The organism is Bacillus sp. R86525 (assembly GCF_042466195.1).
Classification (GTDB): Bacteria; Bacillota; Bacilli; order Bacillales; family Bacillaceae_G; genus Bacillus_A; species Bacillus_A nitratireducens.
Map to the genome: position 1 here is coordinate 690318 of NZ_JAXHPX010000007.1, position 14903 is coordinate 705220.

A 14903-nucleotide genomic window follows, 5' to 3' on the forward strand; every position below is an offset into this window, starting at 1 on the left:
TTCTTTCATGAAAGGAGAATGAGTGATGGAGACGATGCCGAATTGGTTAATGCAACGTGCGTTTTTAACACCAGATCGCACTGCAATTGAAATAGAGGATGAAAAGGTTACTTTTATGCAGCTGCATGAAAAAGTAGTATCTGTTTGTGAACACCTTTCACATGTAGGAGTGAAGCGTGGGCAAAAGGTGGCTGTTCTGATGAAAAATGGTATGGAGATGATTACAGTTATTCATGCCCTATCTTACGTAGGTGCAGTAGCTGTGCTTTTAAATACGCGTCTTTCAAGAGAAGAGCTACTTTGGCAAATGGATGATGCTGAAGTTGTATGCTTAGTAACGGATCAGGACTTTGAGGCTAAAGATGTTCCCGTCCATTCATTCGCCAAAGTGATGAATGGACCGAAGGCGGAAGCATTTATACAAGAAGAATTCTCTTTAGAAGAAGCGATGACAATTATTTATACGTCTGGGACGACAGGAAAACCGAAAGGCGTTATTTTAACATACGGTAACCACTGGGCAAGCGCAGTCGGTTCTTCGCTTAATTTAGGGCTTCGTGATGATGATTGTTGGTTAGCTTGTATGCCAATGTTCCACGTTGGCGGGTTGTCTCTTTTAATGAAAAATATTATGTACGGTATGCGCATTTTACTCGTTCCGAAATATGATGCTAATTTCATTCATAAAGCACTTCAAACGAGAGGCGTTACGATTATTTCTGTCGTTTCTAAAATGCTAACAGATTTATTAGAACGACTTGGAGAAGAGACATATCCATCTTCTTTACGATGCATGTTACTTGGCGGGGGACCAGCGCCGAAGCCCTTATTAGAAACGTGTGTGGAAAAAGGAATTCCTGTGTATCAAACGTACGGTATGACAGAAACGTCGTCGCAAATTTGTACGTTATCAGCAGATTATATGTTAACGAAAGTAGGATCGGCTGGAAAACCACTATTTCAATGCCAACTTCGTATTGAAAAAGACGGCGTAGTAGTGCCGCCCCGTGCTGAAGGTGAAATTGTTGTAAAAGGACCGAACGTAACAGGTGGCTATTTTAACCGTGAAGATGCGACGCGCGAAACAATTCAAAATGGCTGGCTTCATACTGGCGACCTCGGTTATTTAGATGAGGAAGGATTTTTATATGTATTAGATCGCCGCAGTGATTTAATCATTTCAGGCGGAGAAAATATATATCCAGCTCAAATTGAAGAAGTACTACTCTCTCATCCAGCGGTAGCGGAAGCCGGTGTTGTCGGTATGGCTGACGATAAATGGGGACAGGTACCCGCTGCTTTTGTTGTAAAAAGTGGAGAGGTAACAGAAGAAGAAATTCTGCATTTTTGCGAGGAGAAATTAGCGAAATATAAAGTGCCGAAGAAAGCATGTTTCTTAGAGGAATTACCACGAAATGCTTCGAAGAAATTGTTAAGACGAGAGTTAAGACAATTAGTGGAGGAGATGTAAGTGAAAATCAAAAAAGCGACACTTTATATAACGGAGATGCCGCTCGTTATCCCATTTGCGGCAAGCTACGGAACTTATGAAAAGCGTGAAAGTATCGTCGTTGAATTAGAAGATACAGACGGGCACATTGGATTTGGGGAAGTCGTTGCATTCTCTGAACCGTGGTATACGGAAGAAACGGTGAAGACAGCGCTGCATGTACTTCAGGATTTTTTAATACCTGATTTATTGAAAGCTGAAATTTCTCATCCGAATGAAGTATCGTCTTTGTTTCAGCATATAAAGAGAAACCGAATGGCAAAGGCAGGAGTTGAGGGTGCCATTTGGGATTTATATGCGAAGCGTCAAAAGAAGTCGTTAGCGACGTTACTTGGCGGAACTAAATCTGAAATTGAAGTCGGAGTTGTGATTGGGATTAATACGATTCCCGTTATGTTAAAACAAATCGAGAAGTACGCAAAAGAAGGATACGAGCGCTTTAAGGTGAAAATAAAGCCAGAGCAGGACTACGAGTTATTGAAAGAAATTCGTAAAGAATTTCCGCACATTCCATTAATGGCTGATGCGAATTCAGCGTACACGTTAGCGGATACTGAAAAGTTGAAACGGTTAGATGAATTCCAACTTATGATGATTGAGCAGCCGTTAGCGGATTACGATTTTCTGGATCATGCACAGTTGCAAAAGAAAATTGAAACACCGATTTGTTTAGATGAAAGCATCCATAGTTTAGAAGACGCACGTGTTGCGATTACGCTTGGCAGTTGCCGCATCGTTAATATTAAACCAGGGCGAGTGGGCGGATTAACAGAATCGGTGCAAATTCATAATTATTGCATGGAGCGTAACATACCAGTTTGGTGCGGCGGTATGGTAGAGATGGGGATATCACGGGCACAAAACGTTGCGCTTGCTTCATTGCCGAACTTTACGATTCCTGGAGACATATCTGCTTCTAGTAGACATTGGGAGAAGGATATTATTTCACCGGAAGTGATGCTTGAGGGCGGAAAAGTAAGGGTACCCCAAAGTATTGAACGTGAGTATGAAGTAGATCGAGGCAGTTTGGAAGAAATAACGAAGCAGCGGATTGTGTTTGAAAGATGAAATAACAAAGGTTACTCTTATGAGTAGCCTTTTCTTATTGTACAAATTGGATAGACTAGTTTAAAATCGAGCGTATAAAAGGGGGAGTAAAATGAAGCGCATTTCAATTTTAATAGCTGATGATGAGGCAGAAATTGCTGACTTAATTGAGATACATTTAGAAAAAGAGGGGTACCACGTCGTTAAAGCAGCTGATGGAGAAGAAGCCATGCATATTATTCAAACACAGCTAATCGACTTAGTGGTTTTAGATATTATGATGCCGAAAATGGATGGTTATGAAGTGACTCGCCAAATTCGCGCGAAGCATCATATGCCAATCATTTTCTTAAGTGCGAAAACATCTGATTTTGATAAGGTGACAGGTCTTGTACTAGGTGCAGATGATTATATGACGAAACCTTTTACGCCGATTGAATTAGTTGCACGTGTAAATGCACAACTACGCCGCTTTCTTACGTTAAATCAGCCGAGAATAGAAGAAAGTAAATTAGCTTTGGAAATTGGTGGGATTGTTATTGATCCTGAGCGAAGAACAGTAAATGTGTACGGAGAGCCAATTGAATTAACACCAAAAGAATTTGATATTTTATATGTATTAGCAAGTCACCCGAAGAAAGTGTATAGTGTGGAAAACATTTTTCAGCAAGTATGGGCAGATGATTATTATGAAGGCGGAAATACAGTTATGGTACATATTCGTACTTTGCGGAAAAAACTTGGGGAAGATAAAAGAAAGAATAAGTTAATAAAAACAGTATGGGGAGTAGGGTATACTTTCAATGGCTAAAAAGATGAGAAGCTTTCGTTCAAAGATGGTTATGCTATTTGCGTTAAGTATGATATTAGCTGCTGGCGTAACGTATTTAATTTATGAAGGGCTACGTCTCTATTATAAATTAGTAGTTCGTTATGAGGATCCGTTAGCCCAGTTTCGTTCAATGGTAAGACAAATTGGTGATATTAATTTCTTTTTAATTATTTTCATCCCTCTGTCCATTATGTTTTTCTTCTTCCTTACTAGACCGTATTTAAAGTATTTTGATGAGATTTCAAACGGGATTCATCATCTTGCGAATGGAGATTTTACAAACCAAGTTAGTGTTTCATCAAATGATGAGTTTGGATATATCGCGGGCGAAATTAATGTAGCGAGTGAAAAACTAAAAGAAGCAGTGGAACGAGGAGATTTTGCGGAAAGCAGTAAAGATCAGTTAATTGTTAACTTAGCTCATGATTTAAGAACGCCGCTAACATCTGTTTTAGGTTATTTAGATTTAATTCTTAAAGATGAGAATTTGACGAAGGAACAAATTAAACATTTTTCCACAATTGCTTTTACGAAATCCGAAAGACTGGAAAGTTTAATTGATGAATTATTTGAAATAACGAGAATGAATTATGGTATGTTACAGCTTGATAAAAGAGTGATTGATATAAGTGAATTACTTATACAGTTAGATGAAGAATTATATCCGTTATTAGAGAAAAAGAATTTAGAAGCAAGATTGAATGTGGATCCGCATTTACCTATTAACGGTGACGGGAAATTGTTAGCTCGAGTATTTGAAAATCTTTTAACGAATGCGATTCGCTATGGGTATGATGGAAAATTTGTCGATGTGAACGGATATATTGAGAGTGAAGAGGTAGTTGTACAAATCATTAATTACGGAGATAGCATTCCAGAAGAAGATTTACCGTATCTTTTTGATATGTTTTATACAGGTGATAAGGCAAGATCAGAGCAGCAAGGTGGTACAGGCCTTGGGTTATTTATTGCGAAAAATATTGTCGAGCAGCATGATGGGACAATCTCTGCTGAAAGTAACGTAATTAGAACGATATTTGAAGTGAGATTACCAAAAGAAGAGAGCAAAGCAATTTAATAAAAATTTAAACTTTACCCCACTTTTTATTTTAATAGTTTTTTCTATTCTATACGTAAGTTACGTTAAGGAGGAACTAGAAATGAAAAAGTGGGTATTTATTTCTCTTTTTATAGTATGTACAGCATGTGTAGGCTTTTATATATCACCATTATTTCAAAAGGAGATCGACGTTAAAATTGCAGAAAAAGATAATAAAGTAAAAGCCGCGAACAATGAAAAGATAGAGGTCACAAAGGAACAAATTTATAAAGGGGATCTACTATTAGTTAATAAAGATTACCCAGTAAAAAAAGAGAGTATTAGGTCCGATATTATAAATGTAAATCAAAATAGTGAATTAGTAAGAGGTTACGTGATATTTGATAGAAATCTTCGCTTATCAAAGGGTGTTGTAAAAAAGTTTTTAAACGTTGTCGATGCAGCTGGGAAAGATGGAGTACAGCATTTCTTAATGAGTAGCGGGTACCGAGATTTTCAAGAACAAAGCAAATTATATAAAGAAATGGGATCTGATTATGCACTACCAGCAGGATACAGTGAACATAATTTAGGGTTATCACTCGACGTTGGATCTACTCAAAAGAAAATGGAGAAAGCGCCTGAAGGAAAATGGATTGAAGATAATGTATGGAAGCACGGATTTGTTTTACGTTATCCGAAAAACAAAAGTGATATTACAGGTATTCAATACGAGCCGTGGCACATACGTTACGTAGGCTTACCACATAGTGCGATTATGCAAAAAAAGAAAATTACGTTAGAGGAATATTTGGACTTCTTAAAAGAGAAAAAAGAAGTTTCAACTGAGGTTGAAGGTAAGAAATATACGGTTTCTTATTATAAAGTTTCGGGGAATATGAAAGTGAATGTTCCAGCGAATAAGCAGTATGAAATTTCCGGGAACAATATGGATGGGGTTATTGTGACGGTTCAGGAATAGAGAAAAAGGCTGGTCCGTTTTGGGTCAGTCTTTTGGCATATAAGAAATGGATTGCCGTTTTTTGTCGGTAAATCGATATTCCTTGTCGAATCGTTGATATAATTTCCTGTACTATCAACATTTTGTGGATTGTTTTTTTATTTACTATTAAACATTATAACGTTATATTTACTTTTCGTTTTTTTCGTGATACTCTAAATATGTGAAAGAGATATAAAAAATGAAACTTTAATGTAAGCGTATTCTTATGGCTTCTTATAGAAAAGGGTGGAAATACAATGACAGAACGATTCGTACTACGTAATGTGAAACGCGTGAACGGGGAAGAGATTGACATTGTAATTGAAAATAATAAAATCGCACAGGTGACGAAAGCTGGTGCTGGCGAGGGTGGAAAGGTTCTTGATTACTCAGGTACTTACGTATCGAGTGGCTGGATTGATTTACACGTTCATGCTTTTCCAGAGTTTGATCCGTATGGCGATGAGGTGGATGAAATTGGCGTTAAGCAAGGGGTAACGACAATTGTTGATGCGGGTAGCTGCGGAGCTGATCGTATTGCAGATTTAGTAAAAAGTAGAGAACAGGCGAAAACGAATTTATTTGCCTTTTTGAATATTTCTCGCATCGGTTTGAAACGAATTGATGAATTATCCAATATGGAATGGATAGATAAAGAGAAAGTAATAGAAGCAGTAGAAAAGTATAAAGATGTAATCGTTGGGCTAAAGGCGAGAATGAGTAAAAGTGTCGTTTGTGATAGTGGAATTGAACCGCTACATGTTGCACGCTCTTTATCTCGTGAAACATCATTACCGATTATGGTACATATCGGTTCAGCGCCTCCTCGCATAGAGGAAGTTGTGCCACTTTTAGAAAAAGATGATGTCATTACACATTACTTAAACGGGAAAGAAAATAACTTATTTGATGAAGAAGGCAAACCGCTACCTGTGTTGTTAGATGCAGTGAAACGCGGTGTTCATTTAGATGTTGGGCATGGTAATGCTAGTTTTTCTTTTAAAGTAGCAGAGGCAGCGAAGCGTTACGGTATTGCCTTTAATACAATTAGTACAGATATTTACCGGAAGAATCGTATACACGGTCCAGTTTACAGTATGGCTAACGTTCTTTCGAAATTCCTTTACTTAGGGTATCCGCTAGAAGAAGTAATTGATGCAGTTACGAAAAATGCGGCAGAGTGGCTGAAAAAACCAGAGCTTGGCCGTATTCAAGAAGGCGATATTGCAAACTTAACTTTATTTACGGTGAAAGATGAACCGATTACGTTAATTGATTCAGAAGGGGATCAGCGCGTTGCTGAAAGAAGAATTGATACGAAAGGGGTTGTAATCAATGGGTCATTCATTGAATGCTAAGTACGGATTAAAAAGAGTTATTAACGCGAGCGGTAGAATGAGTATTTTAGGTGTATCCGCTCCTACAGATACAGTTATGGATGCGATGAAGCATGGTGGACAAAATTATGTGGAAATTGCCGATTTAGTAGATAAAGCAGGAGACCATATTGCAAGAATTTTAGATTCAGAGGCGGCAGTTGTTGTGAATTCAGCATCGAGCGGAATTGCACTTTCTATCGCTGGTATCGTTACAGAAGGAAACCGTCGTAAAAGTGAAAGACTTCATCAAGAGGTTATCGCGAAAAACGAAGTGATTATGTTAAAAGGTCATAACGTTCAATACGGTGCTCCTGTTGAAACAATGATTTATTTAGGCGGCGGTAAACTTGTAGAAGTTGGCTACGCAAATGAAGGGAAAGCAGAGCATATTGAAGATGCAATCGGCGAAAATACAGCAGCGATTCTGTATGTGAAATCCCATCATGCCGTGCAAAAAAATATGATTTCTGTTGAAGAAGCGTGGGAAGTAGCGCAGCGAAATAATGTACCGCTTATCGTCGATGCGGCAGCTGAAGAAGACATTCAAAAATACGTGAAGTATTCAGACTTAGCCATTTATAGCGGTTCAAAGGCAATTGAAGGACCTACTTCCGGTATTGTCGGCGGTAAACGAAAATATATCGAATGGTTGAAAGTACAATTACATTGCATCGGAAGAAGTATGAAAGTTGGGAAAGAGACGACTTTCGGCTTACTTCAAGCGCTTGATGAGTACGGAGTAAAAGAAGATAAGAGTGAGCAAGAAAAAGAGCTGCTACAAGTACTTATGCCGCTGAAAGAATTAAATGGTGTAAATGTAACGATCGTTCAAGATGAAGCAGGAAGAGCGATCTTTAGAGCACGTATTCATATTAACGAAAAAGAGTTAAATAAATCAGCAAAAGACGTTGTAACAGCATTACGCGAAGGGGAAATCGCGATTTACACACGTGATTATGGAGTAAGACAAGGATTCTTTGATATTGATCCGCGTCCACTTCAAGGCGATGACATACATGTGATTGAAGAAAAAATGAGAGAAATTGTAGGGGGAAACTAAAATGACAAACATTCAAAAACGTTTTTATAAAGGCCGTGTAGCATTAAATGTATTAGCAAACAATATTGAAAATGCAAAAGACATTTTTGAAGCAGCAGAAGGTTACGTAGTAGTCGGTGTGTTATCAAAAGATTACCCAACAGTAGAAGAAGCAGTAACTGCGATGAAAGCATACGGAAAAGAAATTGATGACGCTGTATCAATCGGACTAGGAGCAGGAGATAATCGTCAAGCGGCAGTTGTGGCTGAAATTGCGAAACATTATCCAGGTAGTCATATTAACCAAGTGTTCCCTTCAGTTGGAGCAACGCGCGCAAATCTTGGCGGAAAAGATAGCTGGATTAATAGTTTAGTATCACCAACGGGAAAAGTAGGGTACGTAAATATTTCTACTGGTCCAATTAGTGCAGCTGGAGAAGAGAAAGCAATCGTTCCAATTAAAACAGCGATCGCACTTGTACGTGATATGGGCGGAAATTCATTGAAATACTTCCCAATGAAAGGTTTAGCTCATGAAGAAGAATATCGCGCTGTTGCGAAAGCATGTGCAGAAGAAGGATTCGCATTAGAGCCAACAGGCGGAATTGATAAAGAAAACTTTGAAACAATTGTACGTATCGCATTAGAGGCAAATGTAGAGCAAGTTATCCCGCATGTGTACTCTTCTATTATTGATAAAGAAACTGGGAATACGAAAACAGAAGATGTTCGTGAATTACTAGCAGTCGTGAAGAAGTTAGTTGATCAATATGCGTAAGAAAATTGCAGCATTCGGTGAAGTAATGATGCGCCTGCAAGTACCAGGATATGAATTGTTATCGCAAGCAAACACATTAAATTACTCATTTTCTGGAACAGGTGTGAACGTTGCAGCAGCACTTTCTCATCTAGGGCATGAAGGGTTTCTTATTTCAACTTTACCGGAAAACTCAGTTGGGGATGCAGCGGTATCATACATTCAAAAACTAGGGATTCAAGCACCGTTTATTTCAAGAGGCGGTAAATATGTCGGCATGTACTTTTTAGAAAATGGATTTGGTGCACGTGCAAGCCGTGTTACATATTCAAATCGATTAGAAAGTAGCTTCAATACGGCATGTGAAGACATGTACCAATTTGAAGGAATCGCCAAGGAAATTGATATCGTTCATTTTTGCGGGATTACACTTGCCATGAATGATACTGTGCGTCATCATATGAAATCTTTAGCGAAAGCAGTTAAAGAAAACGGAGGCACTGTCGTTTTTGATTGCAATTATCGTCCATCTCTTTGGGGAGAAGATGGATATGAGCAGGCGAAACCACATTATGAAGAAATGCTAGCTCTTGCTGATATCGTTATGATGAACGAAAAGGATGCAATGTTCGTTCTTGGAATGAAAACAGAAGAGACGGAGCGAGAAGCACAACTTGTGGATCTTATTCCAAAAGTGGCTGAAGCATATCATATCGCTACAATTGCTGGTACTCATCGATCTATTAATAGTGATAATACACACTCACTTCGTGGATTCATATGTAAAGATGGTGCGTTCACTTTTGCTAAAACACTTACGTTTTCTGTATATGATAGAATAGGTGCTGGAGATGCTTATACGAGCGGGATTATTCATGGCGAGATAGAAGAGTTTGCACCAGAGAAAGCTGTTTCATTTGCGTCAGCAGCTGGAATGCTTGCACATACAATCGTCGGTGATACGCCAATGTCATCAGAGAAGGATATACTTCGGGCAATGACGGCATCAGTAGGTGATGTAGAAAGGTAGTGGGTGTAACGGTGAACGTAACGAGAAGAAGAGGACCATTATATTTACAAATAAAAAATATTATTCGTGATCGAATATTGCATGGTGTATATGCGATTCATACGAATATCCCTTCTGAACCGCAGTTAGAAGAAGAGTTCAAAGTGAGTAAAATTACAGTACGAAATGCAATTAAAGAGCTCGTTCAAGAAGGGTATTTAGAGAAGAAAAGCGGTAAAGGAACGAAAGTTATCCGTAATACTTCTGCGACAAAACTGTCAAAGGGTAAGAAATTTACTGAAGTGTTAGTGGAAGAAGGATATAAAGTACAAAAGAAATTGCTAAAGGCAGAGGTAGTTCATAATGAAGAAGGAACAGTGCCATTTCGATTATTCGGTAAGGAGAGTTTTCGTATTGAGCGCTTATATACGTTAAATGATGCGCCGTACATTCATTATACGCACTATTTCTCAGCACGAATGGCAAGTACAGATTTATCGGACTTCGACCTACAATCGCTTTACGACTTAGTTGAGGACCGAGGTATACATTTAGAAAACTTTAGAGATGAATTCGCTGTTGGACTTGCGCCTAATTTCGTTGCAGAAGCGTTAGATGAAACAGAAGGGACAGCGTTATTAAAACGTATGCGCTATTCTTACGATGAAGTTGGCGAAGTAATTGAATATAGCGAAGGCTACTACAATACGGAAATGCAGCATTACGTTGTAAATTATGATGTGTAAAAAGTGAAGAGGGACCAATTCCCTCTTTTTTTGTAAAAAAATTTCATATCGAAGGGGAATGGGATATGGATATATACTTATTAATCGTCACGTTAATTGCGATCGCAATTGTTATTTTAGGGGTATCATGGTGGAAATGGCATGCGTTTATTAGTTTAACAGTTGCTAGTCTATTTTTAGCTATTATGTCTGGATTGAACTTGACCAAAATTGTTACTGCCTATGAAACTGGTGTTGGTAGTGTACTAGGGCATTTAGTTGGTATTTTGGCTCTCGGAACAATTTTAGGGAAAATGATGTCTGATTCAGGGGCTGGCATGCAAGTAGCAGATTTCTTCATTCGATTCTTCGGGGTGAAAAAATTACCTTGGGCAATGTTATTCGCCGGATTTGTTATAGGGATTCCAGTATTTTTCGAAGTTGGGATCGTCATTTTATTACCACTTGTTATTTCAATTCGAAAAACGACGAAGCAAAATATATTATTAATTGCATTACCTGTTATTGCTGGATTATCTATTGTTCACGGGCTAGTGCCACCACATCCAGGGGCGATGACAGCAATCGGTATTTATAACGCGAACTTAGGAAAAGTGCTTTTATATTCATTAATTATCGCGTTACCAACAGCCATTATCGCAGGACCTATATTTGCAAAGTGGGTACATAAGAGGGTTATACCTGAAAATGAACCGGAGCTTGTTCGAGTTACGACAGTATCAACTGATTTACCGAGTCGTAAAGTTTCATTTTTTATTATTTTACTGCCAGTAGTTTTAATGATTTTATCAGTAGTCGCACCATATAGTTCATTACCGAAAAAAATGACGGAATCTTTAATCTTTATTGGAAGCCCAGTAATTGCTTTACTAATTTCATGTTTCGCAGCATTTTATTTGCTTGGCATAAAACAAGGAATTAATAAAAAGGTGATTAAAAAATTAACAGATGAAAGTTTACTACCTGTCGGTTCCATTATTTTAATTATTGGTGCAGGCGGTGGATTTAAACAAATATTAATTGAAAGCGGCGTTGGAACGGCTATTGCACAAATGGCAGAACATATTTCATTATCACCAATCGTCTTAGCTTTCATGGTAGCTGGATTAATTCGAATTGCAACAGGGTCAGCGACAGTAGCATTGACGACGGCAGCTGGAATTGTTTCACCGGTTATTCAGCACATGTCTGGAGTGAATTTAGAGTTGCTCGTTATTGCAACAGGCGCAGGATCATTAATGTTTTCTCACGTAAATGATGCAGGATTCTGGCTTGTAAAAGAGTATTTAGGATTAACGGTAAAGGAAACATTTAAAACGTGGACGGTTTTGGAGACATTGTTATCATTTATTGCATTCGGCTTTGCGCTGTTACTTAATATGTTTATTTAAAAGAAGGGGGTGCCTATTTAAAGGTATCCTCTTTTTGTGTTGGGACTCTTTTCATGAAACAAGCCCGTTTTTAGGAATGCCAAGCTTCCGATTTGCCCCGAAAACATAATATAAATGGAATCCCCTCATTTAGAGCAAGACGATCTTGTTATGAATGATACTAAAGGAGGAATAGAGTAATGGGCGAAAAGTGTGAACACAGACATGATGATTGCGACCGCAGACGTGGGTGCGGAGGCGGCTTTGCGCTTCTAATCGTATTGTTTATTTTATTAATCATTATCGGTGCTAGCTGCTTCGGCGGAGGCGGCTACGGTGGTTCTTGTGGTTACGGCGGTTATGCTGGCGGCTATGGTGGATATTGCTGCTAATTATTTAAAAACTATTGAAAATGGCCTTGTGCAATATGCACAAGGCCATTTTATTCATAGTTTAACATGCTGTGACAGTTTGTTAATGTAAAGAGATCGGATTAAGAGAAAGAAAATAATCTCGATAATCCCGAAGAAAGTAAGTACGATGAAGGCCTCTTTTAGTAATGAGAAAGAAAACATGCTTTGTAAAAACTTAATTGCAAATACTGTATGAATACCCGCGATGATATAAGGAACGAAAAATAAAATTCCTAACTGAATCGTTGCAGAACGAAACATTTCGGATTCCGTCAATCCAAGCTTTGTAATCGTAATATATTTTTGTTTTTCACTTGTTAAGTCATTATACATACGGAAATATAAAACGCTAGCTGCACCGATAAAGAAAATAAAGCCGAGAAATGCCCAAATAAAGAAATTAGCAATTGCATTTTCTTTACCGTGAACTAGTTCATCGGTAGCCGTATATATGTAGAAAGGAACTCGCGCTTTCTCTTCTTTATGTTTTTCGTAGAACTCATGTGCATCATCACTAATAGTACGTAACATATTTTTTGTTGGAACCATTGCATTTTCCCAGTTTTCTACGAAGTAGTTATAGATTACGGTCGTTTCAATATGAGGAATCATATCGTCAAAAACATAATCTTGTACAACAATTAAATGGGGGAATGCAAAGGATGGTTCTATCCCTTTATTAATAAATCCTTTAATATGAAATTCTTTTTTATTAGATCCGATTGTAATTGTATCTTGTTTTGCAAACGGGTTTGAGACAAGATTTAAAAGCTCTGGCGAATGGCGGGCAATAACATAGACCTGTGCAGAATCAAGAGTGATTTCCGGTCTCTTCAATTGTTTAGCAATTGTATTATAATCACTCATTTTCATAAGTAAAACGTCTTCTTTTGATGCTGTATCTTTTAATGCTGTAAACTTATATTTCTTGTATTCAAAATTGGCACTCGTAAGCTCAGTTTCAATTGTAGTAATGTGCTTTTGTTCAAGGGGATTTGCACCTTCCGATGTATACGTAAAGGGGACAGGATATCGCTCTAATACCGATGCCGTCGTATTGTTATTATGAGCAAACAACCCAATAATAATTGTAAATGCAAGTGCAGATAACATAGAAACGATAAAAAGTACATTAATATTACTACGAGTACGAGCAACTAAATCTGAAATCCATAACATATTTATTTGTTTCATATAAAACTTTCTCCGTTTTTTTAAAATGAAGATGAAGAGAAGAAATGTTTGTGAAAAGAAAAAATATGTCCCGATGACTACGAGTGGCAAAATAGATAATATTATAAAGGATACAGATCCATTTTGTACATTCTTTTCAGTTACGTAGCCTTGCGGGTAACCGGCAATATAATAGCATAGCCCTAAACAAATTAAAGCGAATAAAGAGATGAGTATAGACGGCCTTTTTTCGGCTGTCACTTTCTTGTTCCCTTTAATAAGATGGACTGTTTTACGAGTACGAATAAACATAGGTGTAAACGTAGAAACGATTAAAAATAAAATGATAAATGTTACGGTTGTAACGATTATCGCTTCTGTTGGCCAATATAAATAGAGACCTTTTGAACTTGTTAATTTCGAAGTAACTAATAAGAAAAAGTTAGAAAATACAAGGCCACCTTGTATCCCGATAAAGATAGATAATATCCCGATTATCATGTTTTCAGTAAATAACAGTCTTTTTAATTGTCTCTGTGAGATACCAAGAATAGTGAGTACCCCGAATTGCTGCTTCCGAACATTTAAAAATGTTCCAATTGAATATAAGAGAAAGAAGAACGAGAACATAACGATAACAAGCTGTGCTGTACTAGCTAAGTTCGTTAGAGGGTCACGCTCTTGAAAGCTTTGTACACTTTGTAAGCGCGGATGATACGCGTATACAGTAAATGAAAAGAAAACCATTATAGAAAACGCACTACTTACAAAATAAGCGAAATACGCTTTAGAATTACGTGAGACATTTTTAAATGCAAATTGCCAAAACGTCATCCACGTCTTCCTCCTAATAATGCTAAAACATCTAATATTTCTTGATAAAATTTCTCGCGATATAGTCCGCGGTGTAATTCATTGTAAAGCCCACCATCTTTAATGAAAATAACGCGGTTACAATAACTTGCTGCAAACGGATCGTGAGTAACCATTAAAATTGTGGCATCCTCTTCTTTATTTAATTTCGTAAATAGCTCCATTACATCAATTGCTGCTTTAGAATCTAAGTTTCCTGTCGGTTCATCCGCAAGTAGAAGTGACGGATGATGAATAACAGCGCGTGCTACCGCGGTACGCTGTGCTTGTCCTCCAGAAACTTCAAAAATACGCTTGTCTAAAATATGATCAATTCCAAGTTTCTTTGAAATGTTATCGAGTTTTTCGTCCATCTCTTTTAAAGGAACATTATCTAAAGTTAAAGGCAGTACGATATTTTCACCAATTGTTAGTGTATCTAATAGGTTAAAGTTTTGGAAAACAAACCCTAACTCTTGGCGACGGAAAATGGCTAGTTTCTCTCTGCGGAATGTGTGCGGTTGTTTTCCGTTAATAACGACTTCACCAGAAGTAGGTGAATCAATTGTAGAGATAACGTTTAAAAATGTAGATTTACCGCTCCCAGACGGCCCCATAATCGCAACGAACTCACCTTTATCTACATGTAAATTTATATTTTTTAAAGCGGTATGAGGGACTTTTCCTTCATACACTTTTGAGACGTTTTTTATGTGTAATACTTCTTCCATAAT

At 37.7% G+C, this 14903-nt stretch carries 14 protein-coding genes; 12 read left to right on the plus strand and 2 right to left on the minus strand.

Annotation, left to right across the window (positions count from 1 at the left end):
* Nucleotides 1-25: 25 nt before the first annotated feature.
* The 12 genes from SJY24_RS05985 to SJY24_RS06040 all read left to right on the plus strand — a co-directional run bounded on the left by SJY24_RS05985 (nucleotide 26) and on the right by SJY24_RS06040 (nucleotide 12123).
* Complete coding sequence (locus SJY24_RS05985; protein WP_377864040.1) at nucleotides 26-1471, plus strand: o-succinylbenzoate--CoA ligase; 1446 nt, start codon at nucleotides 26-28, stop codon at nucleotides 1469-1471.
* Nucleotides 1472-2578, plus strand: a complete 1107-nt coding sequence (menC, locus tag SJY24_RS05990) for an o-succinylbenzoate synthase (protein WP_377864041.1) — start codon at nucleotides 1472-1474, stop codon at nucleotides 2576-2578.
* Between the two features lie 91 nt (nucleotides 2579-2669).
* A complete protein-coding gene (locus tag SJY24_RS05995) occupies nucleotides 2670-3368 on the plus strand; it encodes a response regulator transcription factor (RefSeq protein WP_377864043.1) in 699 nt (232 codons plus the stop codon).
* A complete protein-coding gene (locus SJY24_RS06000) occupies nucleotides 3361-4467 on the plus strand; it encodes a HAMP domain-containing sensor histidine kinase (protein WP_377864044.1) in 1107 nt (368 codons plus the stop codon). The genes SJY24_RS05995 and SJY24_RS06000 overlap by 8 nt, the downstream gene beginning before the upstream one ends.
* 82 nt (nucleotides 4468-4549) lie before the next feature.
* Nucleotides 4550-5410, plus strand: a complete 861-nt coding sequence (locus tag SJY24_RS06005; protein WP_377864045.1) for a M15 family metallopeptidase — start codon at nucleotides 4550-4552, stop codon at nucleotides 5408-5410.
* A gap of 278 nt (nucleotides 5411-5688) precedes the next feature.
* On the plus strand, nucleotides 5689-6789 hold the full coding sequence (locus SJY24_RS06010; RefSeq protein ID WP_377864046.1) for an amidohydrolase/deacetylase family metallohydrolase: 1101 nt from the start codon (nucleotides 5689-5691) through the stop codon (nucleotides 6787-6789).
* Nucleotides 6767-7870, plus strand: coding sequence for a DgaE family pyridoxal phosphate-dependent ammonia lyase (locus tag SJY24_RS06015; RefSeq protein WP_078438786.1), 1104 nt, complete (start codon nucleotides 6767-6769; stop codon nucleotides 7868-7870). The genes SJY24_RS06010 and SJY24_RS06015 overlap by 23 nt, the downstream gene beginning before the upstream one ends.
* A gap of 1 nt (nucleotide 7871) precedes the next feature.
* The gene (gene dagF, locus SJY24_RS06020; protein ID WP_000181913.1) at nucleotides 7872-8627 is read left to right on the plus strand and encodes a 2-dehydro-3-deoxy-phosphogluconate aldolase; all 756 of its coding nucleotides are present in this window, start codon (nucleotides 7872-7874) and stop codon (nucleotides 8625-8627) included.
* Nucleotides 8620-9636, plus strand: coding sequence for a sugar kinase (locus tag SJY24_RS06025; protein WP_377864047.1), 1017 nt, complete (start codon nucleotides 8620-8622; stop codon nucleotides 9634-9636). The genes dagF and SJY24_RS06025 overlap by 8 nt, the downstream gene beginning before the upstream one ends.
* Nucleotides 9636-10361, plus strand: a complete 726-nt coding sequence (locus SJY24_RS06030; protein WP_097829529.1) for a GntR family transcriptional regulator — start codon at nucleotides 9636-9638, stop codon at nucleotides 10359-10361. Before SJY24_RS06025 ends, SJY24_RS06030 begins: the two co-directional genes overlap by 1 nt.
* A 65-nt stretch (nucleotides 10362-10426) precedes the next feature.
* Nucleotides 10427-11752, plus strand: a complete 1326-nt coding sequence (gene gntP, locus SJY24_RS06035) for a gluconate permease GntP (RefSeq protein WP_377864048.1) — start codon at nucleotides 10427-10429, stop codon at nucleotides 11750-11752.
* A 179-nt stretch (nucleotides 11753-11931) separates the two neighbouring features.
* Complete coding sequence (locus SJY24_RS06040; RefSeq protein WP_377864049.1) at nucleotides 11932-12123, plus strand: YjcZ family sporulation protein; 192 nt, start codon at nucleotides 11932-11934, stop codon at nucleotides 12121-12123.
* 54 nt (nucleotides 12124-12177) lie between these two features.
* On the opposite strand, the gene SJY24_RS06045 is transcribed toward SJY24_RS06040, so the two are convergent.
* Both SJY24_RS06045 and SJY24_RS06050 read right to left on the minus strand, forming a co-directional pair.
* Nucleotides 12178-14151, minus strand: coding sequence for an FtsX-like permease family protein (locus SJY24_RS06045; RefSeq protein ID WP_377864050.1), 1974 nt, complete (start codon nucleotides 14149-14151; stop codon nucleotides 12178-12180).
* Nucleotides 14148-14900: an ABC transporter ATP-binding protein gene (locus SJY24_RS06050; RefSeq protein ID WP_002145171.1), complete on the minus strand. Its 753-nt coding sequence runs from the start codon at nucleotides 14898-14900 to the stop codon at nucleotides 14148-14150. Before SJY24_RS06050 ends, SJY24_RS06045 begins: the two co-directional genes overlap by 4 nt.
* Between the last annotated feature and the right edge of the window lie 3 nt (nucleotides 14901-14903).

What these genes read in the sequence shown, in the direction of transcription:
- SJY24_RS05985 (WP_377864040.1), top strand. Translation starts at nt 26, where the DNA reads ATGGAGACGATGCCGAATTGGTTAATGCAACGTGCGTTTTTAACACCA.
- SJY24_RS05995 (WP_377864043.1), top strand. Translation starts at nt 2,670, where the DNA reads ATGAAGCGCATTTCAATTTTAATAGCTGATGATGAGGCAGAAATTGCT.
- SJY24_RS06000 (WP_377864044.1), top strand. Translation starts at nt 3,361, where the DNA reads ATGGCTAAAAAGATGAGAAGCTTTCGTTCAAAGATGGTTATGCTATTT.
- SJY24_RS06005 (WP_377864045.1), top strand. Translation starts at nt 4,550, where the DNA reads ATGAAAAAGTGGGTATTTATTTCTCTTTTTATAGTATGTACAGCATGT.
- SJY24_RS06010 (WP_377864046.1), top strand. Translation starts at nt 5,689, where the DNA reads ATGACAGAACGATTCGTACTACGTAATGTGAAACGCGTGAACGGGGAA.
- SJY24_RS06015 (WP_078438786.1), top strand. Translation starts at nt 6,767, where the DNA reads ATGGGTCATTCATTGAATGCTAAGTACGGATTAAAAAGAGTTATTAAC.
- dagF (WP_000181913.1), top strand. Translation starts at nt 7,872, where the DNA reads ATGACAAACATTCAAAAACGTTTTTATAAAGGCCGTGTAGCATTAAAT.
- SJY24_RS06025 (WP_377864047.1), top strand. Translation starts at nt 8,620, where the DNA reads ATGCGTAAGAAAATTGCAGCATTCGGTGAAGTAATGATGCGCCTGCAA.
- gntP (WP_377864048.1), top strand. Translation starts at nt 10,427, where the DNA reads ATGGATATATACTTATTAATCGTCACGTTAATTGCGATCGCAATTGTT.
- SJY24_RS06040 (WP_377864049.1), top strand. Translation starts at nt 11,932, where the DNA reads ATGGGCGAAAAGTGTGAACACAGACATGATGATTGCGACCGCAGACGT.
- SJY24_RS06045 (WP_377864050.1), bottom strand. Translation starts at nt 14,151, where the DNA reads ATGACGTTTTGGCAATTTGCATTTAAAAATGTCTCACGTAATTCTAAA.
- SJY24_RS06050 (WP_002145171.1), bottom strand. Translation starts at nt 14,900, where the DNA reads ATGGAAGAAGTATTACACATAAAAAACGTCTCAAAAGTGTATGAAGGA.